This is a genomic window from Caballeronia sp. INML3B (genome assembly GCF_023631305.1).
Classification (GTDB): Bacteria; Pseudomonadota; Gammaproteobacteria; order Burkholderiales; family Burkholderiaceae; genus Caballeronia; species Caballeronia turbans.
Genome location: NZ_JALQDI010000046.1, coordinates 176,922 through 202,781, shown reverse-complemented (window position 1 = coordinate 202,781; position 25,860 = coordinate 176,922). Strand labels below are relative to the sequence as shown.

The window sequence follows — 25,860 nt, the reverse complement described above, 5'->3', positions numbered from 1 at the left end:
GTCACGCCGCCCTTTCTCATGTCCTCGAACACGGAGCGCTCGAACTTCGAGATGTTCAGTCCGTCGATGATGATGCTGTCGTTGTGGAGGGTGCTCATCTGGGTGTGCTCCGCGTTGCCGGGTAGAGGGGAAAGACGAAGGTCTGACGCGCTTTGGAGCGCCTGATCGATTCCTTCGTCGTTGCGTCTATTCTTGACTTTCGCCCTGCCGGTCAATTTACGAATTCAGACGTGTTCTTTGCCTTTTCCGACATGCACGTCTGTTTTCGACAAGTGGCGAATTCGGATTGGGTGTAGCGCATGTATTCGTTCTTTCTGCTGCACTGCATCGGAACGATCGTGCGCTCAGGCAGTGCGCGGCTCGCGACACATGGCCCCGCCCTAGTGCGTACCCGCAGCAAAGCATGCACGGTGGCTTCCATGGCTCAGGGTTTAGCCTGATGGCATGGTAGTTGCACTCGAAACCAAAATTGAAGAAGTGGTAAAGCGCCGCGATTGACGGCGTCAAACATCAGATTCCAAGGAATCAGTTCTCACATGTCCTCCGATCGCACGGCGTCGCTGTCGCACTTCGCGTTCATGCCGCTTCCCAACTTCACGATGATCGCGTTCACGAATGCGGTTGAAGTCCTGCGCATGGCGAACTACCTGACAGGGCAGCCGCTCTATCGATGGTCGATCGTGAGTCCGGACGGCGGGCCCGTCACGGCGAGCAACGGGCTCTCCGTCGATACCGGTCCGGTGGACTGCGTGGGACAGCCCGACATCGTGTTCGTGGTCGGCGGCATCGACGTGCAGCGCTCGACGACGCCCGCGCATCTGTCGGCCTTGCGCCGCTTCGCACGCACGGGCAGCGTGCTCGGCTCGCTTTGCACCGGCACCTATGCCCTGGCGCGCGCGGGACTGCTCGCCGGCTATGCGTGCGCGATCCACTGGGAGAACATGTCGGCGCTCAAGGAAGAGTTTCCCGACACGCGCTTTCTCAAGGAGCTGTTCGTGATCGACCGCGATCGCGTGACGTGCACGGGCGGCGTCGCGCCGCTCGACATGATGCTGAATCTGATCGCCGCGCGCGTCGGCACGGCGCGGGTCACGCAGATTGCCGAGCAGTTCATCGTCGAGCATGTGCGGGATACGAGCGCACAGCAACGCATGCCTCTGGTGGCGCGTCTCGGGTCGGCGAACAAGTCGCTCTTCGAAGTCATCTCGCTGATGGAGAACAACATCGAGGAGCCGTTGTCGCGCGAAGAACTGGCGCGGCTCGCGGGCATGTCGCAACGGCAATTGCAGCGGCTATTCCGCGAGCACCTCGGCATGACGCCGACGCATTACTACCTGACCTTGCGTCTGCGGCGCGCGCGCGAGCTGCTGCTGCAGACCGACATGTCCATCATGCATATTACGATGGCGTGCGGCTTCCAGTCGGCGTGTCATTTCTCGAAAAGCTATCGCGATGCGTTCGGCACGGCGCCGACGCGCGAACGGCGCAAACAGGTGCCGTCGTTGTCTTCCGTCCCTGCGATGGTGGCCTGAGCCGCTCAGATCCTCAGGTGAAGGCGCGTTTCGCAGACTTCGCATCCGCCGACACGTTCCGTGCGGAACACGCCATCCAGCGCAAAGCCGAGTGCCTTATAAAAGCGCAGGCCGTGCGCGTTTTCTTCCAGCGCCCAGAGCGTCATTTCCCGATAGCCTTCGCTCGCCGCGGCGTTGATGGCCTCGTCGATCAACATCCTGCCTGCGCCCTTGCGCCAATGCGCCGGATCGACGTAGATGGCTTCGATTTCGGCGTCCGTGCTGCCTTTGTCGTGGTCGCGCGACGGTCCCCATGCGATCCAGCCCAGCAGGATGTCGTTGCGTTGCGCAAGCATCACACGTGGCGTGCCGCGTGCGATCAAGGCGGTCCATAGCGCGCGACGCTTCGCGATGGAGAGGGAATCGAGAAATTCGGCGGGAAACATCGAACGATAAGCGGCCTGCCAGGCCTTGACGTGGATGCGCGCGATCTCGGCGGCGTCATCGGGGCGCGCGAGGCGGACGGAAAGCGCGGTGCGGAGATAATCGGCCTTCATGCGTCAAGTATGACGCCGATTTTTGTTCGCAGGATGGCGTTTTTGGCTTGATTTCCGCTAGTTCAGGGGAATACGCCGTAGGTCTTGTGAAGGACGCGGCGCGCGTGATGAATGCGACCGCAACGAAGCTGCGCCTGTGCAAGTCTTCGCGCACGCCGCGCGATGCCGCCTCGACCCAGATGAACCAGCCACGCACGGCGCGCAAGCCGTGGAGCAAGACGTGATTAAAGCTTGCCGTGCCGGTGCGGATTGCTTCAAGCTGCCAAGACCCGTTCGCGGCGCAACCACGCGCCGGACTTGAAAGAATACGGCGGAATCCCGCGTGCGCTTTTTTACGGAAGCGTTAAACTCCGTCGCACGGCGATTTCTTGCGCGCAAAAGCCCCTCTCCGGGGCAATGCTAATAGACCAACAAACACGGCCAACTGCCCCCGCAGCAAAACAACCTCCGGGGGCGCTACCCTCAAGCCGCCTTCAACAACCCATGCGGATCGATGACGAATTTCCGCGGCGCACCGCCATCAAACTTGCGATAACCGTCCGGCGCTTCATCGAGCGACACGACCGTCACATTGACGATATCCGCAATCGGCAACCGGTCCCACAGAATCGCCTGCATCAGATTGCGGTTGTACTTCATGACCGGCGTCTGCCCGGTATGGAACGAGTGCGACTTCGCCCAGCCGAGGCCGAAGCGGATGCTCAGGCTGCCTTTCCTCGCGGCGGCGTCTACGGCGCCGGGATCGTCGGTCACGTAGAGACCCGGAATGCCGATTGCGCCCGCCGCCTTCGTGATCTCCATCAGCGAATTGAGCACCGTCGCGGGCGCTTCGTGGCCGCTGTCGCTGCCGTGGCCATGCGCCTCGAAGCCCACGCAATCCACCGCGCAGTCCACTTCCGGCTTGCCCAGAATCTGCTCGATCTGCTCGCCGAGCGTCGCGTCGTTCGACAGGTTGATCGTCTCGAAGCCCATCGCACGCGCGTGCGCAAGACGCTCCTCGTTAATGTCGCCGACGATCGTGCACGCCGCACCCAGCAGGCGCGCCGATGCCGCCGCCGCCATGCCGACCGGGCCCGCGCCCGCGATATACACCGTCGAGCCCGGCCCGACGCCCGCCATCACCGCGCCGTGATAACCCGTCGGAAGAATGTCGGAGAGGCAGGTGAGGTCGCGGATCTTCGACATCGCCTGGGCCTTGTCCGGAAAGTTCAGCAGATTGAAGTCCGCGTACGGAACCATCACGTATTCCGCCTGGCCGCCGATCCACCCGCCCATATCGACATAGCCGTACGCGCCGCCCGCGCGCGACGGATTCACGTTCAGGCACACGCCCGTGTGCTGCGCCTTGCAGGTCGGGCAACGGCCGCAAGCGACATTGAAGGGCACCGACACGAGATCGCCGACCGCGAGCGTCTCCACATCGCGCCCCACTTCGATGACTTCGCCCGTGATCTCGTGGCCGAGCACGAGACCGACCTGCGCAGTCGTCCGGCCGCGCACCATGTGCTGGTCCGAACCGCAAATATTGGTGCTGACTACTTTCAGAATGACGCCGTGGCCGATGTCGCGGCCGCGTGGATCCACCATTTTCGGATAGTCGATGGATTGCACCTCGACCTTGCCCTGCCCCAGATAAACGACGCCGCGATTGCTGCTCATTGATCGTCTCCATGATTCGTGGACGGCACGCGCGACGAGTCCGCCGCACTCCTTTGGCTCATCGTTGCCTCATCGCGCCCGTGAAACGAGGGTAGCGCTCTCGCGAAGCCGCGACTGTCACTCAATGCGACGCGCGTTTGACTGAAACCGACATCGCGCCCCGAAATCCTTTCGACCCGGTTTTTATTGATTGACCGTTCAAAATAAAAAACCTAGTATCGGCGCAACTCGTCTGCTACAGAACCGCCATGCCCAAGCTCGGAATGCGCGAGATCCGCCGCGCACAACTCATCGACGCCACGTTGCACACCATCGACCAGTCGGGGCTCGCGGGCGCGACGCTCGCCTCGGTCGCGCAGCGCGCGAGTACGTCGACGGGAATCGTCAGTCACTACTTCGGCGACAAGGATGGCCTGCTCGAAGCCACGATGCGTCATGTGCTGCGCTCGCTGTGGCAGGGCACGTCACGCCGCCGCAAGGCCGCGAAGCCCGATCCGCGCTCGAAGCTGCGCGCGGTCGTCGCCGCGAATTTCGACGTCGAACAGGTGAACGGGCCGGTCATGAAGACGTGGCTCGCCTTCTGGTCGGAGAGCATGCACAAGCCGGAGCTGCGGCGGCTGCAACGCGTGAACACCCGGCGTCTGAATTCGAATCTGTGCGCGGATTTCGCGCGAGCATTGCCGAAGCCGGCCGCGCGCCGTGCCGCGAGCGGCCTCGCCGCGCTGATCGACGGCCTGTGGCTGCGCGGCGCGCTCGCGGGCGAACCGTTCGATACGAAGGGCGCGCTGCGGCTCGCCTACGACTACATCGACCTCGTGCTGGAAGCGCGCGGTTGAGTCCATCACTTTTGAAGGAGCGCGACATGTCCGCATTCGGAGAGCAACGGCTTTATATCGGCGGCGAATACGTCGATGCGACGAGCGGCGAAACCTTCGACACGCTCGATCCCGCGACCGGCGAAACGCTCGCGCGCGTGCAGCAGGCGTCGCAGGCGGATATCGATCGCGCGGTGCGCTCGGCGAGTGAGGGCCAGCGCGAATGGGCCGCGATGACCGCGATGCAGCGCTCGCGCATCCTGCGCCGCGCGGTCGACCTGCTTCGCGCGCGCAACGACGAGCTCGCCGCGATCGAAACGCGCGATACCGGCAAGCCGATCGCCGAGACGCGCACGGTCGATATCGTCACGGGCGCGGATGTCATCGAGTATTACGCGGGGCTTGCGACGGCCATCGAAGGCGAGCAGATTCCGCTGCGCGAATCGTCGTTCGTCTATACGCGGCGCGAACCGCTCGGCGTGTGCGCGGGCATCGGCGCGTGGAATTACCCGATTCAGATCGCGTGCTGGAAGTCCGCGCCCGCGCTCGCCGCGGGCAACGCGATGATCTTCAAGCCGAGCGAAGTCACGCCGCTGACCGCGTTGAAGCTTGCCGAAATCTATACCGAAGCGGGCGTGCCCGCGGGCGTCTTCAACGTCGTGCAGGGCGATGGCCGGGTCGGTGCGATGCTCGCCGAACATGCCGGCATCGACAAGATTTCGTTCACGGGCGGCGTCGAAACGGGAAAGAAGGTGATGGCCCACGCGGGCGGCTCGACGCTCAAGGAAGTGACGATGGAACTGGGCGGCAAGTCGCCGCTCATCGTCTTCGACGATGCCAACCTCGAACGCGCCGCCGATATCGCGATGAGCGCGAACTTCTTCAGCTCGGGACAGGTGTGCACGAACGGCACGCGCGTGTTCGTGGCGCGCGGTGTCATGGATGAATTCGAAGCGCTGGTTCTGGCGCGCGTGAAGCGCATTCGCATCGGCGCACCCGATGATCCGGATACCAACTTCGGGCCGCTCGTGAGCGCAGCGCAATTGCGGAAGGTGCTCGGCTTCATCGAGAGCGGCAAGCGCGAAGGCGCGCGGCTCGTCGCGGGCGGTTCGCGCATGACCGATGGCATCTTCGCTTCCGGCCAGTATGTCGAGCCGACCGTCTTCGCCGATTGTCGCGACGACATGCGCATCGTGCGCGAGGAAATCTTCGGACCCGTGATGAGCATTCTCGCGTTCGATGACGAAAGCGAAGTCATCGCGCGCGCCAACGATACGGATTACGGTCTTGCGGCCGGTGTCGTGACGGAGAACCTGTCGCGCGCGCATCGCGTGATTCATCGGCTTCAGGCGGGCATTTGCTGGATCAATACGTGGGGTGAATCGCCGGCGGAAATGCCCGTGGGCGGCTACAAGCAATCGGGCATCGGGCGAGAGAACGGCATCGTCACGCTGCATGCCTATACGCGCATCAAGTCCGTGCAGGTCGAGCTCGGCCCCTATCAGCCCGTGTTTTAAGGAGTATTTGCGATGAGCGCGAAAGAATACGACTACATCATCGTCGGCGCGGGATCGGCGGGCAACGTGCTCGCGTCGCGCCTCACCGAAGACGAGGACGTGAGCGTGCTGCTGCTCGAAGCGGGCGGGCCGGACTATCGCTTCGACTTTCGCACGCAGATGCCCGCGGCGCTGGCATATCCGCTTCAGGGGCGGCGCTATAACTGGGCGTATGAAACCGAGCCCGAGCCGCATATGAACAACCGCCGCATGGAATGTGGGCGCGGCAAGGGGCTGGGCGGATCGTCGCTCATCAATGGCATGTGCTATATCCGCGGCAATGCGCTCGATTACGATAACTGGGCCGCGCAGCCGGGGCTCGATGACTGGAGCTATCTCGACTGCCTGCCGTATTTTCGGAAGGCGGAGACACGCGATATCGGTCCGAATGCGTATCACGGCGGCGATGGCCCCGTGCATGTGACGACGAGCAAGCCCGGCAACAATCCGCTTTTCGCCGCGATGGTCGAGGCCGGCGTGCAGGCGGGTTATCCGCGCACCGAGGATCTGAACGGTTATCAGCAAGAAGGTTTCGGCCCGATGGATCGCACTGTGACTGCGAACGGACGGCGTGCGAGCACGGCGCGCGGGTATCTGGATCGCGCGAAGCATCGCGCGAATCTCACGATCGTTACGCATGCAACCACCGACCGCGTGGTGTTCGCGGGCAAGCGTGCAATCGGCGTCGCGTATCTGCACGGCGGGCAGCGTGTCACGGCGCATGTGCGGCGCGAGGTGCTCGTGTGCAGCGGCGCGATTGCTTCGCCGCAATTGCTGCAACGCTCGGGCGTGGGGCGGCCGGCGTGGCTCAGGGAGCTGGAGATTCCCGTGGTGCACGATCTGCCGGGTGTCGGTGAGAACTTGCAGGATCACCTGGAGATGTACATGCAATACGAATGCAAGGAGCCTGTCTCCTTGTATCCGGCGTTGCAGTGGTGGAATCAGCCGGCGATCGGCCTCGAGTGGATGCTGAACGGCACGGGCATCGGCGCGAGCAATCAGTTCGAAGCGGGCGGGTTCATCCGCACACGCGACGACGACCCGTGGCCGAACATTCAGTATCACTTCTTGCCGGTGGCGATCAACTACAACGGATCGAATCCGATCAAGATGCACGGATTTCAGGCGCACGTCGGATCGATGCGCTCGCCGAGCCGCGGGCGCGTGAAGCTCAAGTCACGCGATCCGCATGCGCATCCGGGCATTCTTTTCAACTACATGGCCGATCCGCTCGACTGGCGCGAGTTCCGCGATGCGATTCGCATCACGCGGGAGATCATGCGTCAGCCTGCGCTCGCGCGGTATCGGGGGCGCGAGCTTCATCCTTCCGATGACCTGAAAAGCGATGCGGAACTCGATGCCTTCGTGAGAGCGAAGGCGGAGACGGCTTATCACCCTTCCTGTTCGTGCAAGATGGGCTACGACGATATGGCTGTCGTCGATGGGGAGGGACGCGTGCATGGGATGGAAGGATTGCGCGTCTTGGATGCGTCGATCATGCCGCAGATCACGACCGGGAATCTCAATGCGCCGACGATCATGTTGGCGGAGAAGATCGCGGATCGGATTCGGGGAAGGGAGGCGTTGGGGCGCGTGGCGACGCCTTATTTTGTGGCGGGGGGGAAGCGGGCGCGGGGGGAGGTGGGGGATGTTTCCGCATACGCGGAGGAATCTCGCTCTTGAGCGGGTCGGTCATGTCAACCTGGCTCTATCTCCGCACACGCGGAGGAACCTTTTCTGCGATCAAAGCCTCGGCATCGTCCTCAGGTCTATCTCCGCACACGCGGAGGAACCGTCTCGTCCGTGGCAGAGAAAGACGGTATCACGGGTCTATCTCCGCACACGCGGAGGAACCCGGCGCGACCCACGCACGCGTGACGCCCGGCACGGTCTATCTCCGCACACGCGGAGGAACCGCAATGTTGAGCGCGGTTAGGCGTTCGTAGAGCGGTCTATCTCCGCACACGCGGAGGAACCGGTGAAAAAGCCTCTCCCCTTCCGCTCCTCTGGGGTCTATCTCCGCACACGCGGAGGAACCCGCAGACGCAAGTTTTTGCCGGTCTGACGCAGAGGTCTATCTCCGCACACGCGGAGGAACCTGGGGGCTGATGACCGCGCTGGCCACGGTCCTGGGTCTATCTCCGCACACGCGGAGGAACCCGCGCCATCTCTCCACGCGCGCAAGTGCCTTTGGGTCTATCTCCGCACACGCGGAGGAACCTCTACCTCATAACCCCATGACCAGAAACGCAAAATCCCCCTTCTGATCCAATCTCAAACGCCGAATTTTCAAAGAACAATACGCGCACCTACGCCATCAACCGCCGCACGACATACATCCCATCGACATCGACAAGCTCTCGCGGCGGCGCACCGAGATGCGCGATCCCGATACCACCGACCGCATCCAGATCCCGCCAAACCATCACCACACTGCCTCGCGGCTCGTGTCCGTGCCAATCGGCAAGCACTGACCAGGTCCGTTCGCGCACGCCCTTGTTCATGCGCGGCGCGACATACACCCCCGCCGAGACATCCAGCATCACCGAGGCAAGAAATCCGCGAAACCGGTCCGCCACATCACGCGTCACTACCACGACCAGCGCCATCGTTCTCCTCCAGCTTCTCGTCCAGACGCAGCACTTGCTTCACGCGATCGATCATCGCGGGAATGACCGCCTTTTTGCGAAACACCCGCGCCGCCTCGCGCCGCACCAGACGGTCGATCGTCTGATCGTTTCGCCCGGCTTCCTTTACGGCGGCGAACGCTATCGAAAGCGTGATGTCATCGCGAAAAAGATCGGCGATATCGAGCACGAACGCTTGCCCCGAATCCTCGTGGATGAATCCGAGCTGCGGTATCGCAGCCAGCGCCTGCACAGCGATGGCGGCCGCCGCCTGCACCGCCGTCGCTGCATGATTGATCGCCTGATTCGGCAGATCGGTGGCTTCGGGATTCGCACGGTCATAACGACGCCCGTCCCAGTCGATGCCGAACTGCTGCGCCCGCAGCCGATAGATCGTCTTCACGCGCGCGCCTTCGATGCCGCGAAGCGTGTCGAGATCGCGATGCGGCAGCACTTCGCCCAGACGCAGCGCATACATGTGCCGCGCGACGCTCAAGCGCCGTCGCGGGCTGCCCCACAGTTCCGCTTGCCGGCGCGCGACGCTCGAACGGTCCGGCATCAACGGCGGCGCGGTGTAGGTACGCACTCCGTCGACGCCCACCGCCGCGAGCAGCGTCCCATGACGGGCGAGCAGACGCAGTGCGTCGTGCGTCACGCTGCTGCCCGGGCCGAGCAGAATCATCGACACCGACTGATGCGGAATCTGATCGACATATTTCCCGCTCGAAAAATGCAGGCATCCGTCGATCACGTTCAACTCACCGCGCTCGAGCCACACGAGACCGTGACGATCCACATGCGGAACGCGCGAAGTGTCGAGTCCGAGGCGACCCTTCAGCACGGGCGTGTTGCGCGACTCATGCCGATATCGACGCCGGCTTGAGCAGCAACATGCCGAACCCGAACGCACGATGACGCCCGACGCCGCGCATGAGCAGGCTTGCGAACGCGTCCGTATCCTCGACGCGAACGTGCCCGCTGAACGTGGCATCCGGACCGACGATGGTGTGCGGCTTGCGGCCTCCGTACCCCTGCTCGCTCGACTGTGTCCGGCGCAAGACCGGCGTGAGCTGAAAGCGCGTCATGCGCGCTTCGACCAGCTTCGCGGCGCGACTGGTCTCGAATTGCTCGGCGAGCCACTGTGCATAGACGGCCTCGCGCGGCAGGGGCTGCTGGTCCTCCATGCGCGCTTCGTCTTCGCGATACGCATCGCGCTCGCTCGCGTGCTTGCGATCATTCTCTACGTAACTGTTACGGCGCGTGGGCCGCACGCGGACCTCGAAACCCAGCACGCGGCCCGCGTCCCAGCGATGCGGAAACGCACGCACGCACAGGCCGGGACTTCGCGGCCCTGCGTCGAGACCCAGTGCGTCGGCGAGATCGGGCGCCGCGCACATCGCGGCCGCCTCGTGCGGTTGTTCAGCCTCGCTTTGCGTGTAGGCCAGCAGTCCCGCGCGCGCATCGCGATAGTAAAAAGGCTTCGGCGCGCGCTCACCGAACACGAGATGGAGCGCCGCATGCAATGCATAGCCGAGATCGCCGCCCGCCGGCAACCAGCCTTGCCGCGAGGCCCACAGCACGAGCTTGCGCGAATCGGGTTGGCAGTGCATCAAGTTGAAGACGGTCATACGGATCGTTCCGCCAAGTTCGATGAATTCGCTGCAGGCGTCACCCGTGTTGGGCCGCTCCCTTCGAGCACGCGCCGCCAGCCGCCGTGAACGCCAGTCTTCCAGTTGCGTTCGTCGCATACGTCCTGCCATCGCGACTGACGCGGCGTGCCCTCGCCTTCGGGCAATTGAACGCGGAACTCGGGCACGTCCGGCGCAGCGGTCTGTTGCAGCGCGTCGAGTATGTCGTCGGCATCGATGATGTCGATGAACACGCGCGTCATCGGCAGACAAGGCTTGCGGCCGATGAAAAGCGGACGCTTCGGCCGATCGAGCGCGGCCGCGATGTCATCGAGCGTCGGTTTCTCGTCCGCCGGTTCGAGCCGCATGGCGATGAGCGCGTCGAGATCCGCGTGATACTCGCGATGACGCAAATGCGGGCCCTCGTACGAGTCGCCCTGACGCGTCTCGGGCTCACGACGCGTCGTCCATGCCTCGTCGCGCTTGCCGAGCTGCGCTGTCTGAAAATCGACGAGCCGCGTGCCGCCGTCATCGAGCCGCGTGCCCATCACGATGCGCGCCTGCAACCGGTCGTGCGAAGCGAAGTCGCCGCGATCGTAACCGAGCGCATTGGCGATCAGGCCCGTCACCATCGACAGCGCGGGAAAGTCGCGGATCACGCCGTTGCTGTCGATCGTTTCGCCGCCGAACGACACGAGCGGTGCGCGCAAGCGCATCAGCAGATGTCGGGACATGTCACGCGCCCTCGACGATGCGGTTCTGAACCCACTTGCCGAGTTGATCGAGTGAGAGGCGTTGGGCCTTCGGCATCGGCGTCTCGTCATCGAGCGCGAGATACCGGCGATCGAGCGGCGCCCCATATGCCGCGTCGTGCTTGTCGATTTCCCGCGCGAGTTGCCTGATTGCGTGCTCGCGGATATTCGCGCCCTTCAGCTTCAGCGCCGTTTCGAAAGCGCCCGCGAGACTGCGCGGCTGCCAGTCACCCGTTTCGACGAGCATCAGGCTCGCGTGACCGAATGGCGCTGTCGAACCGCGCTTCGCGCCGGGACTGACGGTCGCGATCAGATGCAGCAGGTTGTTGACGACCCGTCCTGCCAGTTCGCGCCGCTCGGGATGCGCCGAAAAGCACTCCGCCATGCCGATACCTTCGAGATTCGCCACCAGTTGAGGCACATCCACGACGACATAACCATAGTAGAGACCGGACGCGAGTTCCGTGTCGAAGAGGCCTGCTGAGCCGCGTTCGCCGGTTTCGCGCAAGAGGTCGTCGACGACGGTGAAATAGTCGTTCTCCACCTGCGCTTCGTGCACGGTGAACGCGTGCGCGACATACACTGCGGCATCGCGCGACGCGAGGATATCCGACGTGACCATGCGACCGAAGAGCGCCGACTCGAGACCGCTGCCGTGCTTGAGCGCTTCGATGTTCGCCTTCTCCTCCTTGAGGAAGCCGGCGACCGCTGATGTCAAGGCCGCCTCCTCCTGGCATTCTCGCGCCAGCGTCGCGCAACGCTGCACGAGATAGTCGATTTCCGCCTTGCCGAGCAGAACGGCCTGCCCGGTTTCCAACGCATCCTTTCCCTTGAGCTTCTTTCCGCCCTTGTCGAGCAAGCCTGCATCGCGCAAGGCCTCGGCCGCGGTTTGAGCAAGGGCCTCGGGCACGTTCTGCCTGATCAGTTCGTCGCGGATCATCGTGAGCGTGATGCGCGAACGGACGGCCATCGGCACGCCGAGCGTCGCCAGCGAGTGGTGATCGTCGGCCGTGCGCCAGTGCCGTTTGAGACATTGCGATGAAATACGCGTGCGGATGGCATCGCCCATCGGAAGGCGTTTCGCGAGGCCGGAATCGTCACGGTTGAGAAGCGCGGCGGAGTAGCTTTGCAGCGTGTGAATCTGGATGAAGCGCGGGTGAGTCATGTTCGGTCCTTCGGTTGCTGATTGAGTAGGCGTTTGTCTGCGTGGCGGCGGTCACGGCTTCTTTGCGCCTTCGGGGCTGGCGCTGGCATGGTCATGGACGAACCGGATGCGCAGCGCTTCCGCCCAACGCTTTCCCTTGGAATGTTCCGCGCTTTCGTTCAGGACGAAGGTGCCCAGTTCGGCCCAGTTCGGCTCGACATTCCTGCTTTGCATCATGCGAAGAGCACGCTGCAGCAGTGGGAAAAACGCATCGCCACGCGCGTTGAAAAGCCGGGTGACGCGCGCATCTGACACGCCTGCGCGCCTCAACTGGAATCCGAATCGTGCGTTCGCCTTGCTCTCGCCATCCTTCGGCATGTGATGACCCGTCAGCGCGATGCCGTTCACGATCACGGCCCATCGCTTCCAGCCCTCGACGCTCAATTGTTCGCAATCCACTTTCGCACGCTGCAAAGCGCGCGTGAGGGCCGCAATCTGTTGCACCGTCAGCGACTCCGCATCCGGGTTGAGACGCTTGAGCGCGACATGGTCCGCCTTCAGCGCGCCTTCGCCTTGTCTTCCGGCTTCGATGAAACGGGCGAGCGTTTGTGCCTGATTGCTCGAGACGCGCCATGTTTGCGGCGCGACGCCTTCAATTTGAGTCATCTGAATCCCCTTCGAACGATTCGGATTGCGCGGCTTTACGCGCTTCATCGCGGTCTTTCAACACGCGAGCGATTCGATTCGGCGCTTTCTCTGAACGCAAGAAACCGTGAAAACGCGAAAGCGCCGCGCCTCGAGCGCGATAGACGCGTTCCGCGCTGCGCGGTCCCGCGACGAATGCTTGCTCCAGCACTGCGGCGGCGCGATCGACGATCGCAAGGAGCCATTGGTCGTGCTCACCGTCCCGGTCGTCGGCTTCGATCTCCTTGCCGAGATCGTCGAAGAATCGCTGGTCTTCGCCTTGCTCGAACGCGCTCGCAAACTTGCCCGCTTTGTTCTTGATCTCGTCGCTCACGTTCTGAGCGTCGTTGCCCAGGAGCGCACACAACGCGCCCCAAAGCGTCTTGCGGACATCGCTGATTGCCGTGATGCGCTCTTGTGCCACCTTGGCGACCTCATCGCTGCTTTGCCGCAGCATCAAGTCGCGCATCTTCGTCGTAATCGGAATGCGTCTTTCGTGATATCCCTCGGTCTTTCCCTTACCGCGCGCGATAGCTTGAGCGAGGATGACGAGGCCTTCTTTTGCATCGTCTTCCTGCACATTTTGCGTGATGGTCGGCTTGTATTCACTCGAGAACGCAAGCGCGCTCGCGAGTTTGTAATCGAAGCCTCTCGCCGTGATCGACAGCGCCTTGCCCTCGGCGGCCTCGATCGGCGTCCAGGCATCGCCCGTCTTGCCGCACCGTTCCTTCGCGGCGATGCGCGTGGTCTTGCTGGTCGTGGCGATGGCGGCGAACGTTTCGCCGTGCGCCTGAATACGCACGCGCCGGCACACTTCGATATAGAAGGGATCGAGTTGGTCGAAGGAAAGGCTGCTCGCGCCGTCCCAAGGCTGAAGCCACACGAGCGCGATGCCGTCTTTTTCCTTCAACTCGAACATCTCCACAATCTGGTTGCGATTGCGAAGCAGAAGCCGGACGTCACGCGCCCAGCGCTTCCCCCAGCGGCCGATCGGCACCACACCGAACGCCGGACGACTGGCGAAGCCGCCGTTCATGCGCGAAATGCCATAGTTGCCCGCACCAAGAAAGCCATCTTGTGTCTGCAGGCTGACGAGCGCGTAGATCCAGTCCTCGGCTTGTGCATGAGCCATGCGTTGGGCCTTGAGGTCGTGATTCTTCGATGTCACCAGCATGTCGAGCGCGTCGGGCGTTGCAAGGCACTTCTTCCACGTGCGCGATGCCCCACGCTCACACGGCGCCTGCAAGAAGGCTGGGCGATCGTCCGGTGCGACGAGCGAGAACGCCGCGCCGTCGCTATCGTCGGGCGTCAGGTGCAAGCAATGCCGTGCGCCATTCGCCGGCGGTTTCGAAGGGCGTATCGCGCTTCGCCGCATGAAGCGCGATCGCCGCAAGCTGCACGAGAAACGCATGCCACGGATGACGCTGATGCGGACGCAGCGCGGGAAAATCGCTCACCTCGTCATTGTTGAACGCGATCAGCAGTTCCGGCAGCGTCGCGTACCGTTCCTGTCGATTGCTGGTCCGGTAGCGGATCAGCGCTTGATCGAGCAAGCTGAATTGGATGTGCATGAATGGGCTCTAAACTTTGCGCGCGCCGATCTTCTCGATACCGAACCGGGTGTACGAATAGCGAGCGGCGCCCAAGGCAAATTCGAAACCTCCGTCGTGACGGACGATCGAATCCGGCTTCGCGTCTGCGTCGAGCCGGGGTGACAGCATGTGATGACGGATGGCGATCTGGCGCACCTCCGCGCCGAACGGCCCCGGCTCAGGCGGTTCGAACTCGACGAGACGGTCGGCCGCGCCAAGACGCGTGGCGATGTGCTCGTCGCCGTCAGGGAACCCGGCTTCATCGAAACGCGCGTCGTAGGAAAGCACATTGAGTCGCGCGGTTATTCGCTTGGCGCTCGTGCCGCCTTCGAGCTGTTGCGCAAGTTGCTCCCACGATGCGCCGAGTTCTTTTTGTATCGAATGCAGGCAATCGGGATGTGTCGCGCGCTCCACGAGGCTGCGGTTTTCGCGCGGAATCACGCGGCTCGGCTGCTCGCAGATCAGACGTCGCGTCGCTTCGATCATGCGCAAGTCGGGATAGACGCCGCCGCCGTCTTTCAGCGGGCCGAGGCCATTGCGCGGCACCTGAAGGCACGCTTCGAAGGAACCGCTCGCCGGTATGAGCACCCAAGCGCGCGCTTCTTCGAAACCCTTCGGCCGGCGATCCTCGCCTTTGCGTTCGTGCCGATGCAAGCGGCCGATGCGCTGCAACAGCACGTCCATCGGACAGATATCTGTAATGAGCATGTCCGCGTCGATATCGAGGCTTTGCTCGAGCGTCTGCGTGCCAACGACGATGCACGCCTGCATTGCCTCGCGCACCTTGCCGACGCGCTTTTCGACGCGCGCATCGAGACACGGCCTGTCCTGCCGGCTGAAGCGGCTGTGATGCAGCGTCGGGACGCCCTCGAGATCGAACAGCCATGCGCGATCGCCGGATGCGTCGACCAACGCTTCCACCGCCTTTTGTGTCGCGATTGCGGCCGGTACGGTGTTGCGGACGATCAATACGCGCGCGCCTTGCTTCGCGGCATCGAATGCGAGTTGGGCGATGCGCTCGTGATCGTCGATTGCGTCGAGTGTTTGCCAGTGGACCGTCTTCGATCTTCCGGAGCCGGGCAATCCTCGAACGGTTCCACCGTCCGTGAGCGCGGGGTACGGCGATCGCACGGCTTCTTCGATATCTGGCACAGCGACTTCCCCGCCCCCGCTCGCGATGCGCTGAAACCGCGCGCGCTGACCTGAACCGAGCGTGGCGGACAAAAGCAGCGCATGGCCGCCCGTGGCGACATGCGCCTTGAGGAGTTGCTCCAGCACTTGCGACATGTAGGCGTCGGACGCGTGCACTTCGTCGACGACGAGCAAGGACCGGCAAAGCGCCGCATGACGCAGATGCGCATGACGCACTTGCAGCGCCGCGAGCAACGCCTGATCGATCGTGCCGACGGCGATCGTCGCCGCGAGAAACCGCTTCGGCGACTCGGCGGCCCAGCGCTGGTGCGCCGTCGCATCGTCGGGATGATCGGCCCACAAGACCTGAAAGTCCGGCAAGGCGAATTTTTCATTGCCATCCGCGCTTTCGTAGCCCGGCAGGGCACGCACGACGACCGGCGCGTTCTTCGGCCAGAGACGCGCGACGAACTTGCGCACGCGCTCATAAACCTGAGCGGCGGCCACGCGCGTAGGCAGCGCGAAATACAGCGAATCGACCTTGCCGGCCTCGAAGAGCTTCGCGAAGCGCCACAGCGCGGCTTCGGTCTTGCCGCTACCGGTTTCCGATTCGAGGATGAGAAGCGGGCCGAGTTCTTCCTCTCCGAGCGCGCTTTGAACCGGGCGTGGCGCATCGACTTCGAAAGCGGACTGGAAAGAGAATCCTTCGCGAATCAGCTGCGCGCGCAGCGCCGAGGTTTCGAGTCCGATAGATGCAATCGCCTTCGATGCCCGATCGAGCGCGTCTTTCAGCGCGCGCGCGGAGCCTGGCGTGCCGTACTCGAAGAAGCGCAGATCGGAACCGAGCCAGTCGGCCAATTGCACGAGGCCCGCGAACAGATGAACGAACGCGGGCGTGGACGGGAGCGGCTCGCCGCCCGAGTCGAATGCCAGTGGAAAGTGCTGACGCAAGGCAGCGCCGATTTCCTTCAGCGCGATGGCAGGACTGTAGAGATCGCGACCGGCGGCATCGCGCACGGGCCGCCATATCAGCGGATCGATTCCCGATGGATCCTTGAGGGGACGACCGTGGTGGCCCAGGCTCGCCAGCAGAAGTTCATACACACCGCCGCCCCATGTCGATATCGCTTCGATGGGCAGTTCTGAAAGCGGTGCTCCACCGCAGTGGAACGCGTGGAGCGCCTCCACGCCGTGTCCTGCTTTCTGCGGCCATTCGCGCGGCGCGGGGCCTTTCCATCGTTTCGCCTGAAAGCCGCTATTGGCCTTTCCGAAGTCGTGCAGATAGGCAAGTGCTGTGAGCCGCTCGACATCCTGCTCGCTCAATGACCGACCGGCGCTGACGCTCAAGGCGTCGCGAATGCGCCCGCAATGCGCGATCGCCATGAAGCACGCCGCCACATCCAGCATGTGATCGCAAAGCGGATGGAAGAGCGAGTGCTCGTCTCCGTCTCTCGGCCGCTTGCCCCACGCGACGAAAGTATCGCTCTTGTTTGTCTCTGTTCGCATGCGCTCTCTGATCACGTGCGGTTGCCTCTATGTCACGCAGTGATCGTTTTTTGTTTTGGATGACTATCTTTTTACTTTTCGAGCGTAGGTAATTCCATACGAATCCGCCTAAATCGTGCGTGCGATCTGCATGCTGCATACGGCGGGGTCCTGCATGAGCGTGGCGCGGCAGTTCAGCGTTTCTATGTTTGACAGCCAGCGGGCCACTCGCCATACTCTCGGCCGGCTGGCCTGTTCGGAACATCGAATCGGTCGTTTGTTCTTTTAAATCATGAAAGTAAGTGGGAGAGGTTCCTCCGCGTGTGCGGAGATAGACCCTCACCGAGCCAGACTGAATGAGCGATACGACAGGTTCCTCCGCGTGTGCGGAGATAGACCTTTCCGACGCGTTGCCGAGAAAGCTCTTGTCCGGGTTCCTCCGCGTGTGCGGAGATAGACCGCAGAAGCATTGCTTGCTGACCTGCTCGGCGTAGGTTCCTCCGCGTGTGCGGAGATAGACCGCACAGGACCGCGTCATGGCGGCGGCATTCCAGGGTTCCTCCGCGTGTGCGGAGATAGACCCGACCGAGTTATCCACAGCCGCCACTTGCTTCAGGTTCCTCCGCGTGTGCGGAGATAGACCCGGGATCTCCGGTCACAGGTCTGGGAAGAGGTGGGTTCCTCCGCGTGTGCGGAGATAGACCCGTGGCGCCGCGCGGCACCGGAACCGTCGGCGGGGTTCCTCCGCGTGTGCGGAGATAGACCCTGGGGGGGCGGCTCTCCGCTGTGGCTTGGCTTGGTTCCTCCGCGTGTGCGGAGATAGACCCAGCGGTTTGTTGAGGCTCGACTGTTCCGGCGAGGTTCCTCCGCGTGTGCGGAGATAGACCCTGGAAAGGCGATATCGGCAGTCTGGACGAACTGGTTCCTCCGCATGTGCGGAGATAGACCCTCGGCATCCTTCGCGCACGCGCGGTAGAGGATGGTTCCTCCGCGTGTGCGGAGATAGACCATGCCCGCGTCGCGCTGCATTCTGGTGTGGTCGGGTTCCTCCGCGTGTGCGGAGATAGACCCGGAAGCAGCAGCCATATAGGCCGGCGTCATCGGTTCCTCCGCGTGTGCGGAGATAGACCCTCACCGCGGCGCTGGCGGATCGACTTGAGCATGGTTCCTCCGCGTGTGCGGAGATAGACCGTGAGGGAACGAGCACCGCACGTTCTTCGCCAGGGTTCCTCCGCGTGTGCGGAGATAGACCCGTGTCCAGCGTCATGTCCGCATAAGTGTTGTCGGTTCCTCCGCGTGTGCGGAGATAGACCCGTGGGATGGGTGGACATGGACATCATCACGCCGGTTCCTCCGCGTGTGCGGAGATAGACCCGGGCATTGGGCCGACCTCGAGTATCCGGTCGGGGTTCCTCCGCGTGTGCGGAGATAGACCCGGAAGGCAGCGTGAGCGTCTCTCTCGTCGCCCGGTTCCTCCGCGTGTGCGGAGATAGACCCCGGTGAGCGCACGCTCAACGAGCTCGACCTCGGGTTCCTCCGCGTGTGCGGAGAGAGACCTTGCTTCGCGATCTTTAGGGCCCCAGACAAATCGGTTCCTCCGCGTGTGCGGAGATAGACCGTCGATTCAGAACGGCACGAAGCTCTACACCCAGGTTCCTCCGCGTGTGCGGAGATAGACCCTTTTGCACTTTTTATTTTGTCACGTGCTCGACGGTTCCTCCGCGTGTGCGGAGATAGACCCGGACCTTGCGGGAATTTGCGCAGGAAATCGTCGGTTCCTCCGCGTGTGCGGAGATAGACCTTTTCCATGCCCGTGTTTTCGGCGGTCGCTACAGGTTCCTCCGCGTGTGCGGAGATAGACCCAGGTACTCGATCGGGTCAGCAGTCGCGTTGCTGGTTCCTCCGCGTGTGCGGAGATAGACCCGGCATATCAGTTAATCCCTTGCCATGCCCACGGGTTCCTCCGCGTGTGCGGAGATAGACCGTTGTCGCGAAAGGCGCAGAAGGCATTCTGCAGGGTTCCTCCGCGTGTGCGGAGATAGACCTTGGCCGAAGAACCGTGCACGCTCGACTACGACGGTTCCTCCGCGTGTGCGGAGATAGACCCGTAAGCTCCTTCTGATCCCATTCAGATTCCTTGGTTCCTCCGCGTGTGCGGAGATAGACCCATCCAGAACAGCATCACGAAACGCGTGCTCGAGGTTCCTCCGCGTGTGCGGAGATAGACCCTCACGCCCGAGACGCCCGCATCGCCCGACTTTGGTTCCTCCGCGTGTGCGGAGATAGACCCGCGGGCACGCGACGGTAATTCCGCTTCGAACAGGTTCCTCCGCGTGTGCGGAGACAGACCCGTGGACGGGAGTATCTCGGCCCTCTGTATCGCGGTTCCTCCGCGTGTGCGGAGATAGACCCTGAGGGCGAGTCCGGAGCGCTTAATGTGGTTCGGTTCCTCCGCGTGTGCGGAGATAGACCCGAGTTGCGGTCGCATCACACCCTTCGCATCGGGGTTCCTCCGCGTGTGCGGAGATAGACCCGGTTATGACGTGCTTGTGGGCGGCGGCCGCTTGGTTCCTCCGCGTGTGCGGAGATAGACCCGTCTACAAGGTTCCGAGCGGCCGATCGGCTGAGGTTCCTCCGCGTGTGCGGAGATAGACCCTATCCAGTCGCACCTCACCAGCACATCGCTGAGGTTCCTCCACGCGTGCGTAGATACACCGTTAATGCCGCCGCTCGCCAGCCTGAAGTCCGGAGGGTTCCTCCGCGTGCGCCGAGACACACCGCAACTTGCAACACCCAAATCCCATCACGCCCCCTCACCCTCAAAACGCCCCCGCGCCGCCGCCACAACGCGCATCACCGCCTCCGCACTCAATCGCGCCGCAATCCCCTTCACGTACTCATGATGCCGCGCCTCCAGCGGCGCATCGAGAAACTGCGCGTGCAGATATCGGATCAACGCGATCCTCCGATGCTTCAACGCAATGCTCCGCTCAAGCAACGCAAGCGCCGCGTCCGCATCACGCTTCTGGAACGTGCGCGCGGAAAGCCGCGCGGCGGCATCGCGCGACGCGTTCATCGCACGAACGTATGTTGCGCGCCGACGTTCATCCGCCACGCATCGAAATCCGCGCGCCGCCAGTCGAGTTCGAGACCGAGGCGCTTCGTGCCTTCCCGGATCTTCGGCTTGTGCAGCGAGAGCGTGAGCGCATCCAGCGCGGGCCATTGCTCGAACGACAGCGCCGCGATCTCCACCGCGAGCGTCTCGAGCAAGCGCGTATGCGTCTTCGTCTCGAGAAACGCGCTCACGCGATTGCACCACGCCTCGTAGTCGATCAACCCATCGTCCGATTCATGCGGCATCCCGCGATAGCACAGGCTCGCATCGATGCACACGGGTTGCGGCCCCTCATGCTCATGCTCGTACAGGCCGACGCGCGTCTTCACGATCAGTTCATCGACGACAACGCGCCAGCCCCGTCCACCTGCTTCGAGCGGCTCGAACGGCTTCATGAGAGCAGCGGCTCGGCGGCATCGAGCATGATCTTCACGAAGTAGTCCGCGAAGCTGCGGCGCACGATGATCTCGAAGCGATCGCCGCCCAGCGGCACGAGCGTCACTGAAGCCTTGAAATAATGGCTCTGCGCGCACTGTCCTTCGCCGAAGATCTTCGGATGCAGATCGAGCGGGCAGCCGCGCGAAAGCACTTCACGCGTCTTCGGGCCATCGATCTCGAGCACCGTATAACCGCTGCCGATATCCACCGCCGCCGAGAACTGGCCGACGAACGCCTCGCGCAGTTTCGCTTCGAGCGGTGCGGTGCGCGATGCGTCGTGCGCGGTATCCGAATGCACGAGCCATTCATCCGGGCCGAGCCACAGCATCGTGTAGCCGTTGGCGCGCGCAATGGTGTTCGCCTTCTCGGGCGGCACACAGCCGATCACGTTCTGCACCGCCCTGACGAAGGCCGGATCGCGCGTATCGCCGCGCACGTTCACGAGTTCGAGAAACGGCCGCTCGGTCAGGCGAAACTTCTTCGGCGAGCCGCTCTGATGCGCTTTCATCAACGCATCGGCGCCGACGAGCGGGGACTCCTGCCACACACCTTGCCCGCTCATGGCACGATCGACGACCGTGGCGGAAGCTTTGATTTCATTCAACATGCTGACGTGCTCCTTCGCTGTCGTAGAACACCGAACTGGTGATTTTCGCGTTGATCCGCTTGCCGTTCGCGAGCGGAATCATGACCGATTCGCCGATCTTTTCGAGGCCGCCCTTCACCACGGCCAATGCAATCGAGCGCTTCAAAATAGGGCTGTAATAGCTCGACGTGACGTGACCGAGCATCGGCGCGGTATCGCCGTGGAACGGACCCGCGACGATCTGCGCGCCCTCGGGCAGCACGAACGAAGGATCATCGGTCAGGAGGCCGACGAACTGCTTGCGCCCGGGCTTCGCCGTATCCGATCGCGTCAGCGAACGCTTGCCGATGAAGTCCTTCGACTTCGCGACCAACCCGCCCATGCCGAGGTCGTACGGCGTCATCGAACCGTCCGTATCCTGTCCGACGATGATGTAGCCCTTTTCCGCGCGCAGCACGTGCATCGTTTCCGTGCCGTACGGCGTGATGTCGAATTCCGCGCCCGCAAGCATGAGCGCTTCCCACACCGCGCGTCCGACGTTCGCCGGCACGTTCACCTCATAAGCGAGCTCGCCCGAGAAGCTGATGCGCATCACGCGCGCCGATGCGCCCGCGACCGTGCCATCGCGATAGCTCATGAACGGGAACGCCGCGTTCGCGAAGTCGATGTCGTGACACACCTTCTGCAGCACCTTGCGGCTGTTCGGGCCGACGACCGCGAACGTTGCCCAGTGATCCGTCACCGATGCGAGACGCACGCGCATGTCGGGCCATTCTGTCTGCAGCCAGCGTTCGAGCCACGTCAGCACGCGCGCCGCACCGCCGGTGGTCGTCGTCATCATGTAGTGCTGTTCGCCGAGGCGCACCGTGACGCCGTCGTCGAAGATCATGCCGTTCTCGTCGAGCATCAGGCCATAGCGGCATTTGCCGACTTCGAGCTTGCTCCATGGATTCGTGTACATCCAGTTCAGCAGCTTCGCGGAGTCCGGGCCCTGAATGTCGATCTTGCCGAGCGTCGATGCATCGAGAATGCCGACGCTCTGACGCACCGCGAGCGATTCACGCGCGACCGCCGCGTGCATGTCCTCGCCGGCCTTCGGGTAATACCAGGGACGCTTCCAGTTGCCGACATCCTCGAACATCGCGCCGTTCTCGACGTGCCATTCGTGAATCGCGGTCTTGCGTACCGGATCGAGAAACTCGCCGAGCTCGCGGCCCGCGAACGTGCCGAACGTGACAGGCGTGTAGTTCGGGCGGAAGGTCGTCGTGCCGGTCTCGGGAATCGTCTTGCCGAGCGCCTGCGCGAGAATTGCCATGCCGTTGATGTTGCCGAGCTTGCCCTGGTCGGTGCCGAAGCCCATCGCCGTATAGCGCTTCACGTGCTCGACGGATTCGAAGCCTTCGCGTGCCGCCAGATAGATGTCCGCCGCGGACACATCGTTCTGGAAATCGACGAACTGCTTGGGACCGCGCGTCGCCATGTCCCGGTTCCCGACGATCCACAGCGGCATCATCGGCGCTTCGACGATTTCAGCGACCTGCACGGCATTCGGCTTCACGACGATATGACCCGCCGCACGCGCCGCTTCCACGCCCGCATCGCCGCCGAGACGGATGCCGCGCGCCAGCGAGAACTCGCCCGCGCATGCGCCGACGCTGCTTTCCAGTTGCATCGCCTTGCCCGGAACGAAGCACGCCTTCTCGTCGTGCCAGTGCGCCTTGCCGCCCGATTGCGCGAAGAGGTGCAGCACCGGGCTCCAGCCGCCCGACATCGCGACGAGATCGCATTGCAGTTCCGTCTGCTTCTGGCCGATCTCACCCTTCGCATACGAAGCCACTTCCACCGACGCGACACGCAGCTTGCCGCGCGCCACGGTGATCACCGCGTTGTTCATCACGCGCACGCCATAGCGACGCGCCGCCGCGGGCAACGTGCCTTTCGATTCGGCCGGACGCGGATCGACGACGGTCACGTCGGCGCCTGCGGTCTTCAGATCGAGCGCGCATTGATACGCGTCGTCGTTGTTCGTGAAGACGACGGCGCGACGGCCGGGCAGCACCGCATAGCGATGCAGATACGTCGACACCGCCGATGCGAGCATCACACCGGGCAGATCGTTATTGCCGAAGACGATCGGACGCTCGTGCGCGCCGGTCGCGAGCACCACGCGTTTCGCACGCACTTTCCACATCAGTTCACGCGTGCCCTTGCGCCGCGACACGGGCAAATGCTCCGTCAGGCGCTGCGTGATCGTGACGAGGTTGTGATCCTGATAGCCGAACGCCGTGCTGCGCGAAAGAACCTTCACGTCAGGCATTTTGCGCAGTTCGGCTTCGATCTTCTGCACCCATTGCATTGCGGGCTTGCCATCGATCTCCGCGCGGCATGACAGCAGCGAGCCGCCGAGTTCGCGCTGATCGTCGACCAGAATCACGCGCGCGCCCGACATGCCGGCCGCATGCGCCGCCGCAAGACCCGAAGGGCCGCCGCCGACCACGAGCACATCGCAGTGCGCGAAGCACTTGTCGTAGCGATCGGCGTCGAGATGCTTCGGCGCTTCGCCGAGGCCCGCCGCGTCGCGGATCACTTCTTCGTACTTCGGCCAGAGCTTGCGCGGCCACATGAACGTCTTGTAGTAGAAGCCCGCGGGAATAAAGCGCGCGATCTTCTGATTGACCGCCATGCGATCGTTCTCGATGCTCGGCTTCGCGTTCACGCTCGCCGCGACGAGACCCTGATACAGCTCGACTTCCGTCGCACGGGCATTCGGCACCGTGTACGCGCCGGTTTCGAGTTGCACGACTGCATTCGGTTCTTCCACGCCCGCGGTGACGATCCCGCGCGGACGGTGGTATTTCCAGCTGCGCGCAATGAAGCGCTCGCCGTTCGCGAGCAGCGCGGATGCGAGCGTATCGCCTTCATAGCCCTGATACGTCTTGCCGTTGAACGTGAAGGTGACGGGGATCGCGCGATTGATGCGGCCGCCTACGCCGAGTCGGTCTTTCTGGCTCATTTCGACGTGCCTCCGTTGTCTTGCATCACAGCCAGCGGACGGTCGAACGTCTCGTAGCCCTGGATTTCATAACTCACCGTGTCGCGCTGCGCCTTGAACCAGCGGCGGCAGCCTTGCGCGTGCATCCATTGCTCGCGATGCACGCCGCGCGGATTCTTGCGCATGAAGAGGTAGTCGCCCCATTCGCGGTCGGTGAGCTTTTCCGTGTCGAGCGGACGTGCAATATCCGCTTCGCCGCCGCACGAGAATTCGGTTTCGGCGCGCGGCCCGCACCAGGGGCATTCGATCAGCAACATGTTTCTTTTCCTCGATGCGGTTAGTGAGCCACGGCAGCCGCGCCGTGTTCGTCGATGAGATGACCGGTATAGAAGCGATCCAGCGAGAACGGCGCGTTCAACGCATGCGGCTCGTCCTTCGCGATCGTGTGCGCGTAGGCCCAGCCCGAGCCCGGCGTCGCCTTGAAGCCGCCCGTGCCCCAGCCGCAGTTGAAGTAGAGCCCCTTCACGTCGGTCTTGGAGATGATCGGGCACGCATCCGGCGAGACATCGACGATGCCGCCCCACTGGCGATTCATGCGCACGCGCGAGAACACCGGGAACATTTCGACGATCGCTTCCAGCGTGCCTTCGATGATGTGGAAGCTGCCGCGCTGACCGAAGCCCGTGTACTGATCAACGCCCGCGCCGATCACGAGATCGCCCTTGTCGGACTGGCTGATGTACGCGTGCACCGCGTTGGACATCACGACCGTGTTCACGACCGGCTTGATCGGCTCCGACACGAGCGCCTGCAGCGGATGGCTTTCGAGCGGCAGACGCACGCCGGCCATGTCCGCGAGCGTCGTCGTGTTGCCCGCCGCGACGATCGCGACCTTCTTCGCCTTGATGAAGCCCTTGGTCGTATCGACGCCCGTCACCTGATTGCCGTCACGGCGAATGCCCACCACCTGGCAGTTCTGGATGATGTCGACGCCCGCCTGGTCCGCGCCGCGCGCGAAGCCCCACGCGACCGCATCGTGACGCGCGACGCCGCCGCGACGCTGAATCGACGCGCCCAGCACCGGATAGCGGCTGTTGAGATTGATCGTCGGCTCGATTTCCTTGATCTGCTGCGGCGTGAGGAACTCGGCATCGACGCCATTCAGGCGGTTCGCGTTCACGCGGCGCTCGGTGTCGCGCACGTCCTGCAGCGTGTGCGCGAGATTCATCACGCCGCGCTGCGAGAACATCACGTTGTAGTTGAGGTCTTGCGAGAGGCCTTCCCACAGCTTCATCGCTTTCTCATACAGCGCAGCCGATTCGTCCCACAGATAGTTCGAGCGCACGATGGTCGTGTTGCGCGCGGTATTGCCGCCGCCGATCCATCCCTTCTCGAGAATCGCGACGTTCGTGATGCCGTGCTCTTTCGCGAGGTAATACGCGGTCGCGAGACCATGACCGCCGCCGCCGACGATCACGACGTCGTACTCGCGCTTCGGCTCGGGACTTCGCCACTGGCGTTCCCAGTTCTCGTGATACGACATGCCGTTGCGCAGCAGGCTGAATATCGAGTAGCGGCTCATGGGTGT

At 63.2% G+C, this 25,860-nt stretch carries 21 protein-coding genes, 1 pseudogene and 2 CRISPR repeat arrays; of the genes and pseudogenes, 4 read left to right on the top strand and 18 right to left on the bottom strand.

Annotation, left to right across the window (positions count from 1 at the left end; all coding sequences use genetic code 11):
• Positions 1–98 (bottom strand): annotated as a pseudogene (locus NCS58_RS21650) (peptidase M19); the annotation flags it as partial.
• Between the two features lie 438 nt (positions 99–536).
• On the opposite strand from NCS58_RS21650, the gene NCS58_RS21645 reads away from it, so the two are divergent.
• Positions 537–1,532, top strand: a complete 996-nt coding sequence (locus NCS58_RS21645) for a GlxA family transcriptional regulator (RefSeq protein WP_061120473.1) — start codon at positions 537–539, stop codon at positions 1,530–1,532.
• Between the two features lie 5 nt (positions 1,533–1,537).
• Here the strand turns inward: NCS58_RS21645 and NCS58_RS21640 are convergent, their stop codons facing one another.
• A complete protein-coding gene (locus tag NCS58_RS21640; RefSeq protein ID WP_250477548.1) occupies positions 1,538–2,068 on the bottom strand; it encodes a GNAT family N-acetyltransferase in 531 nt (176 codons plus the stop codon).
• A gap of 462 nt (positions 2,069–2,530) precedes the next feature.
• The gene (fdhA, locus tag NCS58_RS21635; RefSeq protein WP_250477547.1) at positions 2,531–3,727 is read right to left on the bottom strand and encodes a formaldehyde dehydrogenase, glutathione-independent; all 1,197 of its coding nucleotides are present in this window, start codon (positions 3,725–3,727) and stop codon (positions 2,531–2,533) included.
• Between the two features lie 248 nt (positions 3,728–3,975).
• Here fdhA and betI point away from each other — a divergent pair, with 248 nt between their 5' ends.
• The 3 genes from betI to betA are packed head-to-tail and all read left to right on the top strand — an operon-like array spanning position 3,976 to position 7,781.
• Positions 3,976–4,563, top strand: coding sequence for a transcriptional regulator BetI (betI, locus tag NCS58_RS21630; protein WP_061120470.1), 588 nt, complete (start codon positions 3,976–3,978; stop codon positions 4,561–4,563).
• Between the two features lie 26 nt (positions 4,564–4,589).
• On the top strand, positions 4,590–6,059 hold the full coding sequence (gene betB, locus NCS58_RS21625; RefSeq protein ID WP_061120469.1) for a betaine-aldehyde dehydrogenase: 1,470 nt from the start codon (positions 4,590–4,592) through the stop codon (positions 6,057–6,059).
• 12 nt (positions 6,060–6,071) lie between these two features.
• Entirely contained in the window at positions 6,072–7,781 is a 1,710-nt protein-coding gene (betA, locus tag NCS58_RS21620; protein WP_409219300.1) for a choline dehydrogenase, read from the top strand.
• Positions 7,782–7,803: 22 nt separating this feature from the next.
• Positions 7,804–8,319: a CRISPR direct-repeat array (repeat unit 28 nt; unit sequence GGTCTATCTCCGCACACGCGGAGGAACC).
• An 88-nt stretch (positions 8,320–8,407) separates the two neighbouring features.
• On the opposite strand, the gene cas2e is transcribed toward betA, so the two are convergent.
• The 15 genes from cas2e to NCS58_RS21545 all read right to left on the bottom strand — a co-directional run bounded on the left by cas2e (position 8,408) and on the right by NCS58_RS21545 (position 25,854).
• Positions 8,408–8,707 (bottom strand): type I-E CRISPR-associated endoribonuclease Cas2e, encoded by a 300-nt coding sequence (gene cas2e / locus NCS58_RS21615; protein ID WP_061120468.1) that lies wholly within the window; start codon positions 8,705–8,707, stop codon positions 8,408–8,410.
• Positions 8,679–9,566: a type I-E CRISPR-associated endonuclease Cas1e gene (cas1e, locus tag NCS58_RS21610; protein WP_061120467.1), complete on the bottom strand. Its 888-nt coding sequence runs from the start codon at positions 9,564–9,566 to the stop codon at positions 8,679–8,681. The genes cas2e and cas1e overlap by 29 nt, the downstream gene beginning before the upstream one ends.
• Positions 9,567–9,582: 16 nt before the next feature.
• The gene (cas6e, locus tag NCS58_RS21605) at positions 9,583–10,353 is read right to left on the bottom strand and encodes a type I-E CRISPR-associated protein Cas6/Cse3/CasE (RefSeq protein WP_250538876.1); all 771 of its coding nucleotides are present in this window, start codon (positions 10,351–10,353) and stop codon (positions 9,583–9,585) included.
• Positions 10,350–11,087, bottom strand: coding sequence for a type I-E CRISPR-associated protein Cas5/CasD (gene cas5e / locus NCS58_RS21600; protein WP_250477546.1), 738 nt, complete (start codon positions 11,085–11,087; stop codon positions 10,350–10,352). The genes cas6e and cas5e overlap by 4 nt, the downstream gene beginning before the upstream one ends.
• Before the next feature lies 1 nt (position 11,088).
• Positions 11,089–12,270, bottom strand: a complete 1,182-nt coding sequence (gene cas7e, locus NCS58_RS21595) for a type I-E CRISPR-associated protein Cas7/Cse4/CasC (RefSeq protein ID WP_061120464.1) — start codon at positions 12,268–12,270, stop codon at positions 11,089–11,091.
• Positions 12,271–12,321: 51 nt separating this feature from the next.
• Positions 12,322–12,915, bottom strand: coding sequence for a type I-E CRISPR-associated protein Cse2/CasB (gene casB, locus NCS58_RS21590; RefSeq protein ID WP_061120463.1), 594 nt, complete (start codon positions 12,913–12,915; stop codon positions 12,322–12,324).
• Positions 12,902–14,251: a type I-E CRISPR-associated protein Cse1/CasA gene (locus tag NCS58_RS21585; protein WP_250477545.1), complete on the bottom strand. Its 1,350-nt coding sequence runs from the start codon at positions 14,249–14,251 to the stop codon at positions 12,902–12,904. Before NCS58_RS21585 ends, casB begins: the two co-directional genes overlap by 14 nt.
• A complete protein-coding gene (locus NCS58_RS21580) occupies positions 14,229–14,504 on the bottom strand; it encodes a hypothetical protein (RefSeq protein ID WP_250477544.1) in 276 nt (91 codons plus the stop codon). Before NCS58_RS21580 ends, NCS58_RS21585 begins: the two co-directional genes overlap by 23 nt.
• A gap of 9 nt (positions 14,505–14,513) precedes the next feature.
• Positions 14,514–17,162 carry a CRISPR-associated helicase/endonuclease Cas3 gene (locus NCS58_RS21575; RefSeq protein ID WP_061120461.1) on the bottom strand — a complete coding sequence of 883 codons (2,649 nt, stop codon included), beginning with the start codon at positions 17,160–17,162 and terminating at the stop codon, positions 14,514–14,516.
• 289 nt (positions 17,163–17,451) lie between these two features.
• A CRISPR array of direct repeats spans positions 17,452–19,920; the repeat unit is 28 nt; unit sequence GGTTCCTCCGCGTGTGCGGAGATAGACC.
• A gap of 24 nt (positions 19,921–19,944) precedes the next feature.
• Positions 19,945–20,217 (bottom strand): hypothetical protein, encoded by a 273-nt coding sequence (locus NCS58_RS21570; protein WP_061120460.1) that lies wholly within the window; start codon positions 20,215–20,217, stop codon positions 19,945–19,947.
• Positions 20,214–20,651, bottom strand: coding sequence for a dihydroneopterin aldolase (locus tag NCS58_RS21565; RefSeq protein ID WP_061120459.1), 438 nt, complete (start codon positions 20,649–20,651; stop codon positions 20,214–20,216). Before NCS58_RS21565 ends, NCS58_RS21570 begins: the two co-directional genes overlap by 4 nt.
• A complete protein-coding gene (locus NCS58_RS21560) occupies positions 20,648–21,301 on the bottom strand; it encodes a sarcosine oxidase subunit gamma (protein ID WP_061120458.1) in 654 nt (217 codons plus the stop codon). The genes NCS58_RS21565 and NCS58_RS21560 overlap by 4 nt, the downstream gene beginning before the upstream one ends.
• A complete protein-coding gene (locus NCS58_RS21555) occupies positions 21,291–24,293 on the bottom strand; it encodes a sarcosine oxidase subunit alpha family protein (protein ID WP_061120457.1) in 3,003 nt (1,000 codons plus the stop codon). The genes NCS58_RS21560 and NCS58_RS21555 overlap by 11 nt, the downstream gene beginning before the upstream one ends.
• Positions 24,290–24,589, bottom strand: a complete 300-nt coding sequence (locus NCS58_RS21550) for a sarcosine oxidase subunit delta (RefSeq protein WP_061120456.1) — start codon at positions 24,587–24,589, stop codon at positions 24,290–24,292. The genes NCS58_RS21555 and NCS58_RS21550 overlap by 4 nt, the downstream gene beginning before the upstream one ends.
• Before the next feature lie 20 nt (positions 24,590–24,609).
• On the bottom strand, positions 24,610–25,854 hold the full coding sequence (locus NCS58_RS21545; protein WP_061120455.1) for a sarcosine oxidase subunit beta family protein: 1,245 nt from the start codon (positions 25,852–25,854) through the stop codon (positions 24,610–24,612).
• Positions 25,855–25,860: the final 6 nt, after the last annotated feature.

What these genes read in the sequence shown, in the direction of transcription:
- NCS58_RS21645 (WP_061120473.1), top strand. Translation starts at nt 537, where the DNA reads ATGTCCTCCGATCGCACGGCGTCGCTGTCGCACTTCGCGTTCATGCCG.
- NCS58_RS21640 (WP_250477548.1), bottom strand. Translation starts at nt 2,068, where the DNA reads ATGAAGGCCGATTATCTCCGCACCGCGCTTTCCGTCCGCCTCGCGCGC.
- fdhA (WP_250477547.1), bottom strand. Translation starts at nt 3,727, where the DNA reads ATGAGCAGCAATCGCGGCGTCGTTTATCTGGGGCAGGGCAAGGTCGAG.
- betI (WP_061120470.1), top strand. Translation starts at nt 3,976, where the DNA reads ATGCCCAAGCTCGGAATGCGCGAGATCCGCCGCGCACAACTCATCGAC.
- betB (WP_061120469.1), top strand. Translation starts at nt 4,590, where the DNA reads ATGTCCGCATTCGGAGAGCAACGGCTTTATATCGGCGGCGAATACGTC.
- betA (WP_409219300.1), top strand. Translation starts at nt 6,072, where the DNA reads ATGAGCGCGAAAGAATACGACTACATCATCGTCGGCGCGGGATCGGCG.
- cas2e (WP_061120468.1), bottom strand. Translation starts at nt 8,707, where the DNA reads ATGGCGCTGGTCGTGGTAGTGACGCGTGATGTGGCGGACCGGTTTCGC.
- cas6e (WP_250538876.1), bottom strand. Translation starts at nt 10,353, where the DNA reads ATGACCGTCTTCAACTTGATGCACTGCCAACCCGATTCGCGCAAGCTC.
- cas5e (WP_250477546.1), bottom strand. Translation starts at nt 11,087, where the DNA reads ATGTCCCGACATCTGCTGATGCGCTTGCGCGCACCGCTCGTGTCGTTC.
- cas7e (WP_061120464.1), bottom strand. Translation starts at nt 12,270, where the DNA reads ATGACTCACCCGCGCTTCATCCAGATTCACACGCTGCAAAGCTACTCC.
- casB (WP_061120463.1), bottom strand. Translation starts at nt 12,915, where the DNA reads ATGACTCAAATTGAAGGCGTCGCGCCGCAAACATGGCGCGTCTCGAGC.
- NCS58_RS21580 (WP_250477544.1), bottom strand. Translation starts at nt 14,504, where the DNA reads ATGCACATCCAATTCAGCTTGCTCGATCAAGCGCTGATCCGCTACCGG.
- NCS58_RS21575 (WP_061120461.1), bottom strand. Translation starts at nt 17,162, where the DNA reads ATGCGAACAGAGACAAACAAGAGCGATACTTTCGTCGCGTGGGGCAAG.
- NCS58_RS21570 (WP_061120460.1), bottom strand. Translation starts at nt 20,217, where the DNA reads ATGAACGCGTCGCGCGATGCCGCCGCGCGGCTTTCCGCGCGCACGTTC.
- NCS58_RS21565 (WP_061120459.1), bottom strand. Translation starts at nt 20,651, where the DNA reads ATGAAGCCGTTCGAGCCGCTCGAAGCAGGTGGACGGGGCTGGCGCGTT.
- NCS58_RS21560 (WP_061120458.1), bottom strand. Translation starts at nt 21,301, where the DNA reads ATGTTGAATGAAATCAAAGCTTCCGCCACGGTCGTCGATCGTGCCATG.
- NCS58_RS21555 (WP_061120457.1), bottom strand. Translation starts at nt 24,293, where the DNA reads ATGAGCCAGAAAGACCGACTCGGCGTAGGCGGCCGCATCAATCGCGCG.
- NCS58_RS21550 (WP_061120456.1), bottom strand. Translation starts at nt 24,589, where the DNA reads ATGTTGCTGATCGAATGCCCCTGGTGCGGGCCGCGCGCCGAAACCGAA.
- NCS58_RS21545 (WP_061120455.1), bottom strand. Translation starts at nt 25,854, where the DNA reads ATGAGCCGCTACTCGATATTCAGCCTGCTGCGCAACGGCATGTCGTAT.